The organism is Nonomuraea gerenzanensis, from assembly GCF_020215645.1.
Classification (GTDB): Bacteria; Actinomycetota; Actinomycetes; order Streptosporangiales; family Streptosporangiaceae; genus Nonomuraea; species Nonomuraea gerenzanensis.
The window spans coordinates 2634451-2647247 of record NZ_CP084058.1; the positions used below are offsets into that span (position 1 = coordinate 2634451).

14 protein-coding genes and 1 pseudogene are annotated in these 12797 nt (G+C 70.3%); 5 read left to right on the forward strand and 10 right to left on the reverse strand.

Going from position 1 to position 12797, the window contains the following annotated elements; genetic code table 11:
* Positions 1-22: 22 nt before the first annotated feature.
* Positions 23-1375 (reverse strand): cytochrome b, encoded by a 1353-nt coding sequence (locus LCN96_RS12650; RefSeq protein ID WP_225272788.1) that lies wholly within the window; start codon positions 1373-1375, stop codon positions 23-25.
* Between the two features lie 228 nt (positions 1376-1603).
* Here LCN96_RS12650 and ppdK point away from each other — a divergent pair, with 228 nt between their 5' ends.
* Positions 1604-4240 carry a pyruvate, phosphate dikinase gene (gene ppdK, locus LCN96_RS12655; RefSeq protein WP_225272789.1) on the forward strand — a complete coding sequence of 879 codons (2637 nt, stop codon included), beginning with the start codon at positions 1604-1606 and terminating at the stop codon, positions 4238-4240.
* Positions 4241-4466: 226 nt separating this feature from the next.
* A pseudogene (locus LCN96_RS12660) lies at positions 4467-4647 on the forward strand (mycothiol transferase); the annotation flags it as partial.
* 208 nt (positions 4648-4855) lie between these two features.
* Here the strand turns inward: LCN96_RS12660 and LCN96_RS12670 are convergent.
* Both LCN96_RS12670 and LCN96_RS12675 read right to left on the reverse strand, forming a co-directional pair.
* Positions 4856-5239, reverse strand: coding sequence for a VOC family protein (locus LCN96_RS12670; protein WP_225272790.1), 384 nt, complete (start codon positions 5237-5239; stop codon positions 4856-4858).
* Between the two features lie 44 nt (positions 5240-5283).
* Positions 5284-5610 (reverse strand): hypothetical protein, encoded by a 327-nt coding sequence (locus LCN96_RS12675; protein WP_225272791.1) that lies wholly within the window; start codon positions 5608-5610, stop codon positions 5284-5286.
* Here LCN96_RS12675 and LCN96_RS12680 point away from each other — a divergent pair.
* A complete protein-coding gene (locus tag LCN96_RS12680) occupies positions 5609-5803 on the forward strand; it encodes a hypothetical protein (RefSeq protein ID WP_225272792.1) in 195 nt (64 codons plus the stop codon). The two genes, LCN96_RS12675 and LCN96_RS12680, sit on opposite strands and share 2 nt — an antisense overlap.
* Positions 5804-5828: 25 nt before the next feature.
* On the opposite strand, the gene LCN96_RS12685 is transcribed toward LCN96_RS12680, so the two are convergent.
* The gene (locus LCN96_RS12685; RefSeq protein ID WP_225272793.1) at positions 5829-6365 is read right to left on the reverse strand and encodes a hypothetical protein; all 537 of its coding nucleotides are present in this window, start codon (positions 6363-6365) and stop codon (positions 5829-5831) included.
* Positions 6366-6676: 311 nt separating this feature from the next.
* On the opposite strand from LCN96_RS12685, the gene atpE reads away from it, so the two are divergent.
* The gene (atpE, locus tag LCN96_RS12690; RefSeq protein ID WP_225272794.1) at positions 6677-6910 is read left to right on the forward strand and encodes an ATP synthase F0 subunit C; all 234 of its coding nucleotides are present in this window, start codon (positions 6677-6679) and stop codon (positions 6908-6910) included.
* A 1-nt stretch (position 6911) separates the two neighbouring features.
* Here the strand turns inward: atpE and LCN96_RS12695 are convergent, their stop codons facing one another.
* The 6 genes from LCN96_RS12695 to LCN96_RS12720 form a co-directional block, all read right to left on the reverse strand.
* Positions 6912-7445 (reverse strand): GNAT family N-acetyltransferase, encoded by a 534-nt coding sequence (locus LCN96_RS12695; RefSeq protein ID WP_225272795.1) that lies wholly within the window; start codon positions 7443-7445, stop codon positions 6912-6914.
* Between the two features lie 42 nt (positions 7446-7487).
* The gene (locus tag LCN96_RS12700) at positions 7488-7625 is read right to left on the reverse strand and encodes a hypothetical protein (RefSeq protein ID WP_225272796.1); all 138 of its coding nucleotides are present in this window, start codon (positions 7623-7625) and stop codon (positions 7488-7490) included.
* Between the two features lie 146 nt (positions 7626-7771).
* Complete coding sequence (locus LCN96_RS12705; RefSeq protein ID WP_225272797.1) at positions 7772-8590, reverse strand: NmrA family NAD(P)-binding protein; 819 nt, start codon at positions 8588-8590, stop codon at positions 7772-7774.
* Between the two features lie 130 nt (positions 8591-8720).
* Entirely contained in the window at positions 8721-10457 is a 1737-nt protein-coding gene (locus tag LCN96_RS12710) for a DUF4832 domain-containing protein (RefSeq protein ID WP_225272798.1), read from the reverse strand.
* A 149-nt stretch (positions 10458-10606) separates the two neighbouring features.
* Entirely contained in the window at positions 10607-11302 is a 696-nt protein-coding gene (locus LCN96_RS12715; RefSeq protein ID WP_225272799.1) for a protein-L-isoaspartate O-methyltransferase family protein, read from the reverse strand.
* A 142-nt stretch (positions 11303-11444) separates the two neighbouring features.
* Positions 11445-11933 carry a DUF6194 family protein gene (locus tag LCN96_RS12720; RefSeq protein ID WP_225272800.1) on the reverse strand — a complete coding sequence of 163 codons (489 nt, stop codon included), beginning with the start codon at positions 11931-11933 and terminating at the stop codon, positions 11445-11447.
* Between the two features lie 114 nt (positions 11934-12047).
* Between LCN96_RS12720 and LCN96_RS12725 the strand changes: the two genes are divergently transcribed.
* Positions 12048-12797 carry a phosphotransferase gene (locus tag LCN96_RS12725; RefSeq protein ID WP_225272801.1) on the forward strand — a complete coding sequence of 250 codons (750 nt, stop codon included), beginning with the start codon at positions 12048-12050 and terminating at the stop codon, positions 12795-12797.

Sequence of the window (12797 nt, forward strand, 5' to 3'; positions counted from 1 at the left end):
AGGGCCCGCGTGAGGAGGAGGACTAAGCCGAGCGCCTGCGGCACAGGGCCCGCGTGAGGAGGAAGGCCACGACGGGCAGCACGAAGACGGCCACCCGCAGCCCGCCGACGACCAGCGCGTAGGTGTCGGGCGGCACGGTGAGCAGGGCCGACGGCGCGGGCGGCGGCGCCGGCAGCCCGGACGCGGAGTGCATCGCGGGCGGAGCCACCGACACCCACGTGCCCGCCCACAGCGTGGTGAAGAACGTGATCACCGCGACGCCCAGCGCCGTGCGCACCGGGGCCTGCGACGGCCGGTCGAGCAGGTGGTGGACGTCGCCGTCGCCGGTGAAGCGCCGTTCGAGGAACGGGTACGCGAACAGCACGCCGAAGAAGGCCAGCAGGACCAGCGGCGGCAGCCAGAGCCCGACCTGCAGCACGAACCCGCCGACCGGGATCTCCCACGCCGGCATCAGCCGTTGCGCGCCGTCGAGCACCCCGGCGTACCAGAACGGCTGCGCCGACGGCGGGTGGACGCCCGGCCGGTACGCCCCGTGCTCCCAGACCGGATTGACCCGCACGAACGTGGCCAGCAACGCGATGAAGCCGATCGTGAACAGCGCCGTGGCGCCGTTCTTTACCGCGAAGTAGGGGAAGAACGGCCCTCCGGAGACCTGCCGCTCACCGGCGGCCGTGGCGCGGCGCTCGGTGTGCTTCTGCCGCCAGGTGAGGATGAGGCCGTGCAGCGGCACCACGGCCAGCAGGATGCCGGGGACCAGCAGCACGTGCAGGGCGAACAGGCGCGGCAGCACCTGGCCGGGGAACTCGCCGTCGAACGCGAACGCCGACAGGTACGTGCCCACCAGCGGCACCGACAGCAGCAGCCCCTGCGCCTGCCGCAGCCCCGCCATCGCGAGCTGGTCGGCGGTCAGAGTGAACCCCAGGAACGCCTCGAACAGCGCCAGCGCGAACAGCAGCACGCCCAGCATCCAGGTCAGCTCCCTGGGCCGCCTGAACGCGCCGGTGAAGAAGACCCGGCACATGTGGGCCACGATCGCCAGCACGAACACCGTCGCCGACCAGTGGTGCAGCTGCCGCATCAGCAACCCGCCGCGCACCTCCAGGCTGAGCTCGACCACCGACTCGAACGCCACGTCCGGGTTCGGCTTGTAGAACAGCGTCAGGAACGTCCCGGTGAGCACGAGCAGCACGAACGAGTACAGCGCCAGCTCACCCAGCAGGAACGACCAGTGGCTGGGGAAGAGCTTGCGCAGCTGGGGCCGGAGCCAGCGCCCGAACGGCAGCCGGTCGTCGAGCCAGATCGCGGAACCGACGGCGGCCTTGGCGGAGCCGACGATGATTCTGGGCTGCCTCTTGGGCTTGGTCGGAGCGGCCATGGGGGCCTCCTGGCTGGGGGTGATCCGATTCTGCACCTCCTGCCCGCCTTTCTCAAGAATTGGTGTAAACCAATTGGTCTAATCCAATTTTTGGCACAATGGTCGTATAATTGGATTAGACCTGTCATGGGGTCTTGACCAGCATAAATGCCGACTTGTGAGAGGAGTGCAGTTTCATCATCAATTTCACCGGTAGAGTCCGGGACAGAGGCGTTCGAAGGAGCTGTGGTGGCCAAGTACGTTTACGACTTCACCGAGGGCAACAGGAATCTCAAGGATCTTCTTGGCGGTAAGGGCGCGAACCTCGCCGAAATGACCAATCTCGGGCTGCCTGTTCCGCATGGATTCACGATCACCACCGAGGCGTGCCGCCACTACCTGGCGGAAGGCTCCGTACCGAGTGAGCTGGACCAGCAGGTCGCCGAGAAGCTGAAGGCCCTGGAAGCCAAGATGGGCAGAAAGCTCGGGCAGGCCGACGACCCGCTGCTCGTGAGCGTACGCTCGGGGGCGAAGTTCTCCATGCCGGGCATGATGGAGACCGTCCTCAACATCGGGCTGAACGACGAGTCGGTGCACGGTCTGGCCAAGCAGTCGGGCGGCAACGACCGGTTCGCCTGGGACTCCTACCGCAGGCTCATCCAGATGTTCGGCAAGACCGTGCTCGACATCGACGGCGACCTGTTCGAGCAGGCGCTCGACGACCTCAAGGGCCGCCGCCAGGACACCGATCTCGACTCGGGCGAGCTGCAGCAGCTCGTGGAGACGTACAAGGGCATCGTGCGCGACCAGACCGGCAAGGACTTCCCCGCCGACCCGCGCGAGCAGATGCGCCTGGCCGTCATGGCCGTCTTCGACTCGTGGAACGCCCCGCGCGCCATCCTCTACCGCCGCCAGGAACGCATCCCCGCCGACCTCGGCACCGCCGTGAACATCATGGCCATGGTCTTCGGCAACTACGGCAACGACTCGGGCACCGGCGTCGCCTTCACCCGCGACCCCGGCTCGGGGCAGCAGGGCATCTACGGCGACTACCTGCAGAACGCCCAGGGCGAGGACGTCGTGGCCGGCATCCGCAACACCATCCCGCTGCAGGACCTCGAGCACCTCGACAAGCCGTCCTACGACCAGCTCGTCGCCATCATGGAGACCCTGGAGAACCACTACCGGGACCTGTGCGACATCGAGTTCACGATCGAGCGCGGTAAGCTGTGGATGTTGCAGACGCGCGTCGGCAAGCGCACGCCGGCGGCGGCCTTCTGCATCGCCACCCAGCTCGTCGACCAGGGCCTGATCACCATGGACGAGGCCGTCACCCGGGTCACCGGCGAGCAGCTCGCCCAGCTCATGTTCCCCCGCTTCGACGCCGGCGCGCAGAAGAAGCGGATCGCCAGGGGCATGAACGCCTCCCCGGGCGCCGCCGTGGGCAAGGTCGTCTTCTCCTCCGAGCGCGCCGTGGAGCTGTCGGAGCAGGGCGAGCACGTCATCCTCGTCCGCCGCGAGACCAACCCCGACGACCTGGCCGGCATGATCGCCGCCAAGGGCATCCTGACCAGCCGCGGCGGCAAGACCAGCCACGCCGCCGTGGTCGCCCGCGGCATGGGCAAGACGTGCGTGTGCGGCGCCGAGGAGCTGGAGGTCCTGACGGCCGAGCGGCGCTTCGTCGCCCCCGGTGGCGTGACGGTCCGCGAAGGCGACGTCGTCTCCATCGACGGCACGACCGGCGAGGTCTTCCTCGGCGAGGTGCCGGTCGTGGACTCCGCCGTGGTCGAGTACTTCGAGGGCGCCGCCGAGCCGCAGGACGACCTGGTCAAGGCCGTGGACCGGCTCATGCGCCACGCGGACGCCGCCCGCCGGCTCGGCGTGCGCGCCAACGCCGACACCCCAGAGGACGCCGCCCGCGCCCGCCGCTTCGGCGCGCAGGGCATCGGGCTGTGCCGTACGGAGCACATGTTCCTGGGCGAGCGCCGCCAGCTCGTCGAGGACCTCGTCCTGGCCTCGACGGAGGACGAGCGCCGGGCGGCCCTGGACGCCCTGGAGCCCCTCCAGAAGTCCGACTTCATCGGCATCTTCCAGGCCATGGACGGCGCCCCCGTCACCATCCGGCTCATCGACCCGCCCCTGCACGAGTTTCTGCCCGACATCGTGGATTTGTCGGTCAAGGCCGCCATGGGCCAGGCCACGGACAAGGACCGCAAACTCCTGACGGCCGTCAAGCGCCTGCACGAGCAGAACCCGATGCTCGGCCTGCGCGGCGTCCGCCTCGGCCTGATCATCCCCGGCCTGTTCGCCATGCAGGTCCGCGCCATCGCCCAGGCTGCCGCCGAGGTCCCCGGCGCCCGCCCGGAGATCATGATCCCGCTGGTGGCGGCCGTCCAGGAGCTGGAGTCCGTACGCGAGGAGGCCGTCAAGATCCTCGCGGAGGCCGGCGTGGAGGCCCTGATCGGCACCATGATCGAGGTCCCCCGCGCGGCCCTCACCGCCGGCCAGATCGCCGAGGCCGCCGAGTTCTTCTCCTTCGGCACCAACGACCTCACCCAGATGGCGTGGGGCTTCTCCCGCGACGACGTCGAGGCGGCCTTCTTCTCCCGCTACCTCGACCTCGGCATCTTCGGCGTCTCCCCGTTCGAGACCATCGACAGGGAGGGCGTCGGGCGGCTCATGGAGATCGCGGTCAGAGAGGGCCGGGCCGCCAGGCCGGACCTGCACCTGGGCATCTGCGGCGAGCACGGCGGCGACCCCGACTCGGTGCACTTCTGCCACGAGGTCGGCTTGGACTACGTCTCCTGCTCACCGTTCCGCATCCCGGTGGCCAGGCTGGAAGCAGGCCGAGCAGCCCTCACCCAATCCGACTCCGACACCCGCTGACCTCCCGGCACCCACCCCCATCCCAGTTACGGGGCTGGCCGTTGGGAGCCCGCCCCGAAAGGTCGTCGCCCTCGGCTCGGGCTGTGTCCATCGGGGCTCGCGGCTACGCCACGAGCCCCGGGCGAGGGGGCCTTCCAGCCCCCTCCCGCACCCCCGGCCGTCACCCGGGGAGACCGAGAACCGCAGATCTGCCGTATGCCTGTGCCGCCGACACCGCTGGGCCAGAATGACCCACGGGAGACTGCGGCGAGACCGAGAGGCGCTGCTCTGGAAGCTCGACGGCTTGTCCGAATACGATGCCCGCCGACCTTTGACGGCGACGGGGACCAACCTCCTCGGCCTGGTCAAGCACGTGGCCAACGTCGAGGCCCGGTATTTCGGCGAGGTCTTCGACCGCCCGTCCCCCGAGCCCCTGCCCCCATGTCCTCGGCGAGACCATCCGGCATGCCGGGCACGCCGACATCCTGCGCGAGGGCCTCGACGGCCGGACCGGGTTGCGCCCCGAATACGAGGAGCGGATCGACGAGGAGGCCCGCGCGGCCTACCGCGCGAAGATCGAACTGGCCGCCAGGGCGGCCGCACCCATCGAGGCTTGACCCCCTCGAGAAGAGACCTTCACCCCGTGGTGGCAGCCCGCTCAGCCGAGCTGCGCAGCACGCAGAACTCATTACCCTCAGGATCAGCAAGCACAGCCCACCCCGTGCCATCGCCATTGCGCCGATCGACGACCATCGTGGCGCCGAGCCCCAGCAACCGCTCCACCTCCTCCTCCCGCGAGCTCGCCGGCTGCAGGCACAGATGGAGCCGGTTCTTGCCGGTCTTGGGCTCGGGCACCTGGTTGAAATGCAGCACCGGCCCCTCCGGCAGCAACACCTGCGTCTCCTCGTCCCCGGGCCGATCCTCGGGGTGCAGGGGAGAGCCGGTCACCTCGCTCCAGAACCGGGCGAGTTCGTAGGCGTCGGCGCAATCGATCGCGACGTTCTGGACTACGGACACCATGCGTCTCATCCTCTCGGAACGATCGGGAGTGCGGCTCCCGGGCTTCATGCCCGCTTTCGGTGGCGAGAGGGGATGAGAGGCTCTCCGGCGAGGAACGCCTGGTACTCCTCCATCACCTCGTCGTCCACGGAGACGGGCAGGTTGCTGTAGCGCCGGTCGGTGCGGTCGCGTTTGGGGCCGGAGACCCAGAACGCCTCTCCTGTCTCCACATCGACGTGGTTGCCGTCGAAGGTGCGATGATGCGCCAGCGTCCGGCCCTTGAAGTAGATCGTCCGGCCGGACTTGGAGAAGCTCACCCGGCTGATCCAGGCAGGGCCCTGGTCGGTGTTGTAGCCGGTTTTGAGCTCGACGTACAGGATCCGCGGTCGCATGAGCCCGATTGTCGCAACGGCGCCGCTGCTGCTGCACGCCATTTTCTCGGCCGTCAGGCCGCCCGCCCGTGACCACGGGCCCATGACCGTGCACCGGATGGGGCGTGCTCAGGCGCTGAGCAGGCAGTTCGTCCAGCGGATGACCGATGACGCGGCCGGGCTGCACCTGCTCGGCGGCATCGACATGGACTGAAGAGCGAAGGGCCTCGGGCCGCCCGTCAGTCGAACCAGACGACCAGCCGGACGCCGTCCGGCCCGAACCGCCGTGCCAGTGCCCGCATCACCTCGAAGACGTGCTCCCACCCGGTGCCAGGCCCCAGCACGTCCAAGCGGGTCAGCGGGCCGTACTCGAGTGTCGCGCCGGGCGCCCGCCATCGGCCTGCCGGCGCCCCGACGGGCGAGTCGCCCATCGGCGGCACGCCGTACGAGCGCACGACCTCCTCGGGCCACTGGTCGTCGATCCGGTGCTGGTGGATCGAGGAGTCCCGGTCCGGCCGGATCCGGAGCACGCCACGGGCGGCGGGACGCACGGTCATGTCCAGGTCGCGCAGCTCCGCCCACGAGACCCAGGTGCAGCCGCGCACGGCCCCGTCGAGGTGCGCGAGCCGCTCGTGGTCGGCGCGGACCTGCTCCGACGCGTCGGCAGGCAGCCCGCGGCCGGCCGCGACAGGGGTCCAGCCGAGCCGGTTGCGAACGCCGAAAAGGCAGCCGAACGCGTCGTAGTCCTGGTCGTCATAGAGCGGGTAGAGGGGCATGGCGAGCAGCCAGGCCTCGCCTTCGTGCCAATCCTCGTCGGCGTGCGGATGACGGGTTTCGATGAAGCCCTAAATGTCGGTGCTCACAATGGCGGGCCTCGGCGCTGAATCGTCTGCTACTTACCGCCGCCCGGTCGGCGGTCGTGCACAACGCGGTGTGGATCAACTGTGAAGGCATTTGTCCATTCATTTTGTCCACAGCGGATCGCGGTTGTTTTCGTGGGGTCGGACATTTCTCGCCGACGCATTCATGTGGCGGAATGTAGGGGACGGCGACAATCCACTGCACCAGACACTCGGAAGGAAACTTCGTGGACGTTCTCGCTGCGGTATCCGGCAATGTCACCGCCATCGGATACGGCCTCGCCGCCATCGGCCCTGGCGTCGGTGTCGGCATCATCTTCGGCAACGGCGTGCAGGCCATCGCCCGCCAGCCCGAGGCTTACGGCCTGATCCGGCAGAACATGCTGCTCGGCTTCGTCCTCACCGAGGCGCTGGCTCTGCTCGGGCTGGTGGCGCCATTCATTTTCCGCGCGATCCCCTGACTCAGCGCTCGTCGTGCCAATCCGGCAGCGTCACCGTCCCCGACTCCCAATCGCGCCGGAGTATCGCGTACCCGGTGGAGTCGTGCACCGTGCCGTCCGGTGCCGGCCACGCCTCGCGGTAATGCGACTCCTTGACATACCCGCAGTTACGGAAGACGGCGCGCATCGCGAGGTTGTCGTGCCGCGTATTGCCCTCGATGCGCCTGATCTCCGGGAATTCCGTGAAGAGATAGGTGGTCAGCCACTTGACGGCCGCCGAGCCCAATCCGCGCCCTCGCCACGCCTGCCGGATGCGCAGGTCGAACATGGGGGTGCCGTCCTCGAGATCCTGCAGCCGCACCAGGCCGGCCCGCTCCCCGTCCGCCAGCAGCCAGAACGTCCGGCTCTCCGCGTCGTCGTAGAGCCCGTCCGCGGCGCGCTTCCTGATCGCGGACGCCTCCTGGACGCCGGCGTGGAAGGGCCACTCCTCGCCGGTCAGGAAGTCGACCAGCGCTTCGGTCTGGTCAGGGGAGAAACGTGAGAATTCGATGTGCACCAGGCAGATGCTGTCGAGGAGCGGCGTGCCCCGTCAAACGATTTAACCGGCCCGCCGCTTCATGGGCGCCCCACGGCGGCGCAGTGCGGCGACGGGATCGGGGCGGGCCTCCGCTGCCGCCGGCGGCGGGGCGATCGCGATCACGGACGTGATGGTCAGGGCGAGTGCCCGGAGCCTCATGCGGTCGTCTCCTCGGGAACGGGGGGCGGCGGTCCGGGTGATCATCGCAGGGGGAGATCTCGGTTCAGTGTCGGGGCTCGCCGCCCCGCCGTGCTCACCCGGACGCGCCGCTGTGGACGAAAGCCCCGCGCGCCGGTGCCGCCCGGTCAGCCCCGGGCGAGGAACCGTTCGGCGTGCTCGTCCACCCACTGCGTGAACGTGCGTGCCGGACGGCCGAGCACGCGCTCCACGGTGTCGTCCACGGTCGTGGCGGCGGCGCCGGGATCGGCGTACCAGCCGATGACGTACTCGGCGTCCGCCTGGGACACCCCGGTGGCCATCAGCCGGGCGACCGCCTGCTCGTGCGTGATCGGCTCGAAGGCGAGGTCACGGTGGATCGCCCGCGACAGGATCGCGATCCGCTCGCTCGGGGTCAGCGATTCGGGCCCGGTGAGGTTGTAGGCGTGCCCCGCATGGCCGTCGTCGAGCAGCGCGACGGCCGCGACGGCGGCGATGTCGGCCTCGTGCACCAGCGCGCTGGGGAGGTCGTACGGCTCCCGCACCACCCCCTCGGCCCGGATCGAGTCGGCCCAGGTGAGCGTGTTCGACATGAACTCCTGGGCCTCCAGGCGGGTCCACTCCACCCCGGAGTCCGCCACCGCCTGCTCCACCGGGCCCACCCAGCCGCCCCACAACACGGTGATGCGCCGGACGCCCGCCGCGACCGCCCGCCGTACCAGCTCGGCGCCCACGTCGGCGAGCCCCGCCGTCACCGTGACGTGCAACCGGGTGACGCCGTCGAACGCGCCGTCCAGCTCGTCCGGTGCCGTGTGGGTGCCGGGCACCAGCTCCACCCCCGCCGGGAACCTGCCTGCCCAGGCCGCCGGGTTCCGTGTCAGCGCCCGTACGTGCTCGCCGCGGCGGGCCAGCTCCGCCACCACGTGCCGGCCGGTGTTCCCGGTGGCGCCTGTCACCAAAGTCGTCATGGTTCAGCTCCTCAGGTCGTTGCGCGTCAGGCGACGAAGACGACCCTAGGAACTCAACCTAACTTGAGGTCAACCGGCCCGCCGTCCCTGCGAGGCAGGGGCGGCGGGCTCATGGGTGACGGCGGGCGGGTCAGCTCACGGTGACGGTGTGCTGGAGGTCGTTGAAGCCGGTCGCCGGCTCCCAGGTGCCCTCGTTGGCGAGCCGGATCGCGTACTCGGGACGCGCCGGCAGCAGCGGGTCGGGCAGGTTGAGCAGGAGCGCGTAGCTGCCGGCGGGGATGGCGGCGGGCAGGGTGACGGTCTGGGTGATCGTGCTGGTGGCCCCGGCCGCCCACCTGCGGGGGTCGGCGGACAGCGGGAGGCGGTGCACGGCGCCGGTCGAGGTGTTGCGCAGGAGCAGCTCCAGGCCGCGCGGGTTGACGGGGGCGGCGTAGCCGTCGTTCCTGAGCGTGATGGTGACCGGCAGGCCGCCGCCGCGGGTGGCCGTGCTCGGGTAGGTGCCGCTCTGCAGGGCGAAGCGGTAGCCGAGGCTGCGGGTGATCTCCGCGAGGCAGCCGCCGGTGCTCCAGCTCGCCAGCACGCCGGTGTGGTAGTCGGTGTTCAGGTACGACCAGTGGAAGCGGGACAGCTCGTCCTCGGCGGTCGGGCAGTCGGAGCGCGGCGGGTTGGGGTTGCAGGTCTCCCCGCCCATGGCCACGTACCTGGTCTCGGCCTCCAGGTAGGGGTACTCGACGGCCGCGTTCTCGTAGGTGCCGTAGTCGTCCGGGCTGGCCAGGAAGCAGTCGTTGTGGTGGCCCAGCCGCGCGACCGCCGAGCCGCCGTACGCCTGACCGGAGGTGACCGGCGTGGTGGTGTACATCGTGCGCTTGAACTTCGGTGTGCGCAGCTGCACCATCCGCGTCGAGGGCAGGACGCCGAGCAGCTTGTCCACCACGGCCTTGCGGTTGGCCCAGTCCGCGGCGGTGACGGTGCCGGCGTTGCCGAAGTTCTGGGTGTAGTACCACTCGCCCCACGCCCCGATGAAGCCGGCCTGCATGAGGTAGATGACGTCCTGGTTGGCGGTCAGGTAGGGCTTGAGCTGGTCGAGGTGGGCCAGCACGCGGTCCTTGGCGGCGTCGGCGCCGTCCGTGGAGGTGGTGTAGGCCAAGCGCAGCACCATCTTCAGCCCCGCCGCGCGTACGGTGTCGAGCTGCTGCTGGAGCTGGTCCAGCGCGGCCTGGCTGATCGCGGCGGTCTTGAACTCGGCGAGGTAGAACACGCACATCACCAGCGAGATGTGCTGGCTCGTGCGGTAGCTCTGCAGGGTGGCCAGGGAGAAGTCGTTCTTGTCGCAGTCGCCGGTGTGGTGGTAGAGGCCGCGCTCGGGGTTGGCGAAGTCGGCGGTCGTGGGGGTGTAGGTGACGGAGCCGCCGCCTGCGCCGCCGGAGTAGACGTGCGTGTACCCGGCCGAGGTCTCCAGCGGGGACTCGACCTGGAAGACGAGGTCGGCGTCGTTCGGCGTGGCGCTCTCGCCGATGGCCGAGCGCGCGACCGTCCACCTGGCGGTGCCGCCTGAGGCGGAGTACGTCACCGGGCCCACCTGCGTCCAGCTCCAGCCGCCGCCGTTGTGGCGGTAGAGGACGGCGTTCTCCAGTAAGAAGTCGGCGCCCACGCCGCCCTGGGCGAAGCCGGTCGCGGCGCTGCGGTCGGTGTCGAGGTGGACGCGGGCGTAGGCGGGGCTGCCGGTGTAGGTGAACTGGTAGGTCACGGTGGTGGCGGTGTTCGTGGCCGACTGGCCGGTGATGGCGGCCAGGGCCGCCGACGGCGCGACGATGATCGAGGCGCAGAGGAAGGCGAAGAGGGTGAGGCTGCGTACGAGCTTGCGCATGGGGCTCCTAGGCAAGGCCGGCGGGGAGTGTCGGACTTGCGACTAATCATGGAGTCCATGTGAATGAAGTCAAGAGGTCGAGGAGAGTCTGCATGTGAAAGGCGTGACAGGAAAGCAATAATCAGGGAGTCCTAGCTAATGCGCGATCCTTATCTCAGGTGGCCTGCCGCCACCACCAGCCGCGCCGCCCGGTCGTCGCCGCCGACGATCACCGCGCCCGGTGCGGCCTGCGTGACCCACGACTCGGGCGCGGTGCCGGGCGCGAGCACCCGGTCGTACGGTCCCCGCTCGGGGCAGCCGCCCGCGCAGTCGCCGGTGACCACGAGGTGCGGGCGGGCCCCGGCGGCGATCAGGTTGCGGCGGGCCGCGTCCGCCACCCCGGCGTCCTGCTCGACCGACGTCACCCGCCCCGACTCGCCCGTCAGGCGGCACAGCAGCGCCGTGATCCACCCGCTGCCCGTCCCGATCTCCAGCACCCGCTGCCCGGGATGCGGGTCGAGCAGCTCCAGCAGGTCGGCGACGGAGCCGGGGGAGGGGTTGACGCAGGTGTAGGCGGCGGCGCCGCTGCCCAGGGGCGTGGCGATCGGCCGGTCGGAGTAGACGGCGTCCCACCACGCGGTCGGGTCGCAGTCGCGGTCGATGGGCGTGGCCACCCCGTCGTCGTCGAGCACCAGGCCCAGGGAGGGCACGAACCAGTGGCGCGGCACCTTGCGCAGCGCCTGTGCGATCGGGCCGGTGACGGGCGGGCGCCGCTCGGCGATGCCCGCGATCATCGCCTCCACCCTCCAGGCCAGATGGGGCAGCATCGTCGAGCTTCGCTGGGGTCCGCCGTCATGCCTGCTCACAGCGCCTCCTTCGGCCGACGAATGCTAAGGGTGACCGTACGATCGCGAGCAGTAGTGTGGCAAGGCCGTACTGGAAAGTCGCCGTTTTCGCATGGCCGGCGGGGTACTGCTCGCGAGCGCCGTCAGGCTCGCCGCGCGGCGGTCACCCGGCCTGGTGGCGCGAGGCCGGGCGGTGCCGCTGGGCCGCGCGGGCGTGCGCGTCGGTCAGGATCGCCCGCGTCCGCTCCTCGTCCTGGGGGTTCAGGACGCAGACCCACGACTGGGCGGCGTACAGCGGGTGCGGGATCACCTGGTCGAGCACCGTGTAGTCGAGGCCGGCGTGGTGCTCGGCGTGCGCGGCGGGCGAGTAGCCGATGATGCGCTCGAACGCGACGCGCCCGACCGCCGCGTTCAGCCGGAAGACGCCGGGCCGGTCGAGGGCGGAGGCGGTGTCGAAGCCCTCGTAGTTCTTCGTGACGATCGTCGCGTACGGCAGGCGCCCGTCGGCCGGCGGCCGGTCGAGACCCTCCGGCTCGTAGTAGAAGAACGTGTCACCCCATGCCATCTCCGGCGCCCCGATCTCCGGCCCGGCGGTGAACGTGACGGTCCCCGGCAGGCCGCTCACGAACGTGATGATGTCGTCCTGTGTCACTTCGGTTCCCCTTTCTGTCCCCTCAATCGTCTCACTGCACCACCCAGTGAGACTTTCGCCGGAGAATCCTTGTGACGAGCCTCGTAAGCCTCAAAGCGTGGAAGGGTGGAGCGCATGTCGGAGACCCCTCTTCCCGGCGGCTTCGTGAACGCCGTCGTCCGCGTCGGTGACACCGTCCGGCGCGTCCCCGGTCCGCGGGCCGCGTTCGTGCACCACCTGCTGCGCCTGTTCGAGCGGCACGGCTGGGCGGGTGCGCCGCGCCTGCTCGGTCTCGACGAGCAGGGGCGCGAGATCCTCTGCTTCGTGGCGGGGCACGTGGCGTGGGAGGAGGGGCAGCCGGACGACGTCACGTCGGACGAGAGCCTGGCGCGGGTGGCCGGGCTCGTCCGCGAGTTCCACGACCTGACGGCGGGCACGGCGCTGGCGGGCGACGGTGAGGTGGTCTGCCACAACGACCTGTCACCCAAGAACACCGTCTATCGGGACGGGGGCGCCGGGCTGCGGCCGGTGGCGTTCATCGACTGGGACATCGCGGGGCCCGGCAGGCGCGTCCACGACGTGGCGCACGTGTGCTGGCAGTACGCGGGGCTGGCGCCGGGGGCCGATCCGGAGGAGGCGGCGCGGCGGGTGCGGGTGATCTGCGACGGCTACGAGGCGGCGGGGCGCGGTGCGGTGGTGCGTCGCGAAGTGGTGCCGGGCGTGTTGTGGTGGCAGGACCGGTGCCGGCGCGGGATCGAGGCGGACGCGCGGGCCGGCCTGCCGCACGCGGTCAGGCTGCGCGCGGCCGGCGTCGTGGAGCAGGTCCGCGCCGCCCACGACTGGGTCGCCCGGCACCGCGGCGTGCTGGAGCGCGGGCTGAGCTGA

Coding starts and splice junctions, on each gene's coding strand:
- LCN96_RS12650 (WP_225272788.1), bottom strand. CDS start 1,375: ATGGCCGCTCCGACCAAGCCCAAGAGGCAGCCCAGAATCATCGTCGGC.
- LCN96_RS12670 (WP_225272790.1), bottom strand. CDS start 5,239: ATGGTGTCCGTAGTCCAGAACGTCGCGATCGATTGCGCCGACGCCTAC.
- LCN96_RS12680 (WP_225272792.1), top strand. CDS start 5,609: ATGAGCCCGATTGTCGCAACGGCGCCGCTGCTGCTGCACGCCATTTTC.
- LCN96_RS12675 (WP_225272791.1), bottom strand. CDS start 5,610: ATGCGACCGCGGATCCTGTACGTCGAGCTCAAAACCGGCTACAACACC.
- LCN96_RS12685 (WP_225272793.1), bottom strand. CDS start 6,365: ATGCCCCTCTACCCGCTCTATGACGACCAGGACTACGACGCGTTCGGC.
- LCN96_RS12700 (WP_225272796.1), bottom strand. CDS start 7,625: ATGAGGCTCCGGGCACTCGCCCTGACCATCACGTCCGTGATCGCGATC.
- LCN96_RS12705 (WP_225272797.1), bottom strand. CDS start 8,590: ATGACGACTTTGGTGACAGGCGCCACCGGGAACACCGGCCGGCACGTG.
- LCN96_RS12710 (WP_225272798.1), bottom strand. CDS start 10,457: ATGCGCAAGCTCGTACGCAGCCTCACCCTCTTCGCCTTCCTCTGCGCC.
- LCN96_RS12725 (WP_225272801.1), top strand. CDS start 12,048: ATGTCGGAGACCCCTCTTCCCGGCGGCTTCGTGAACGCCGTCGTCCGC.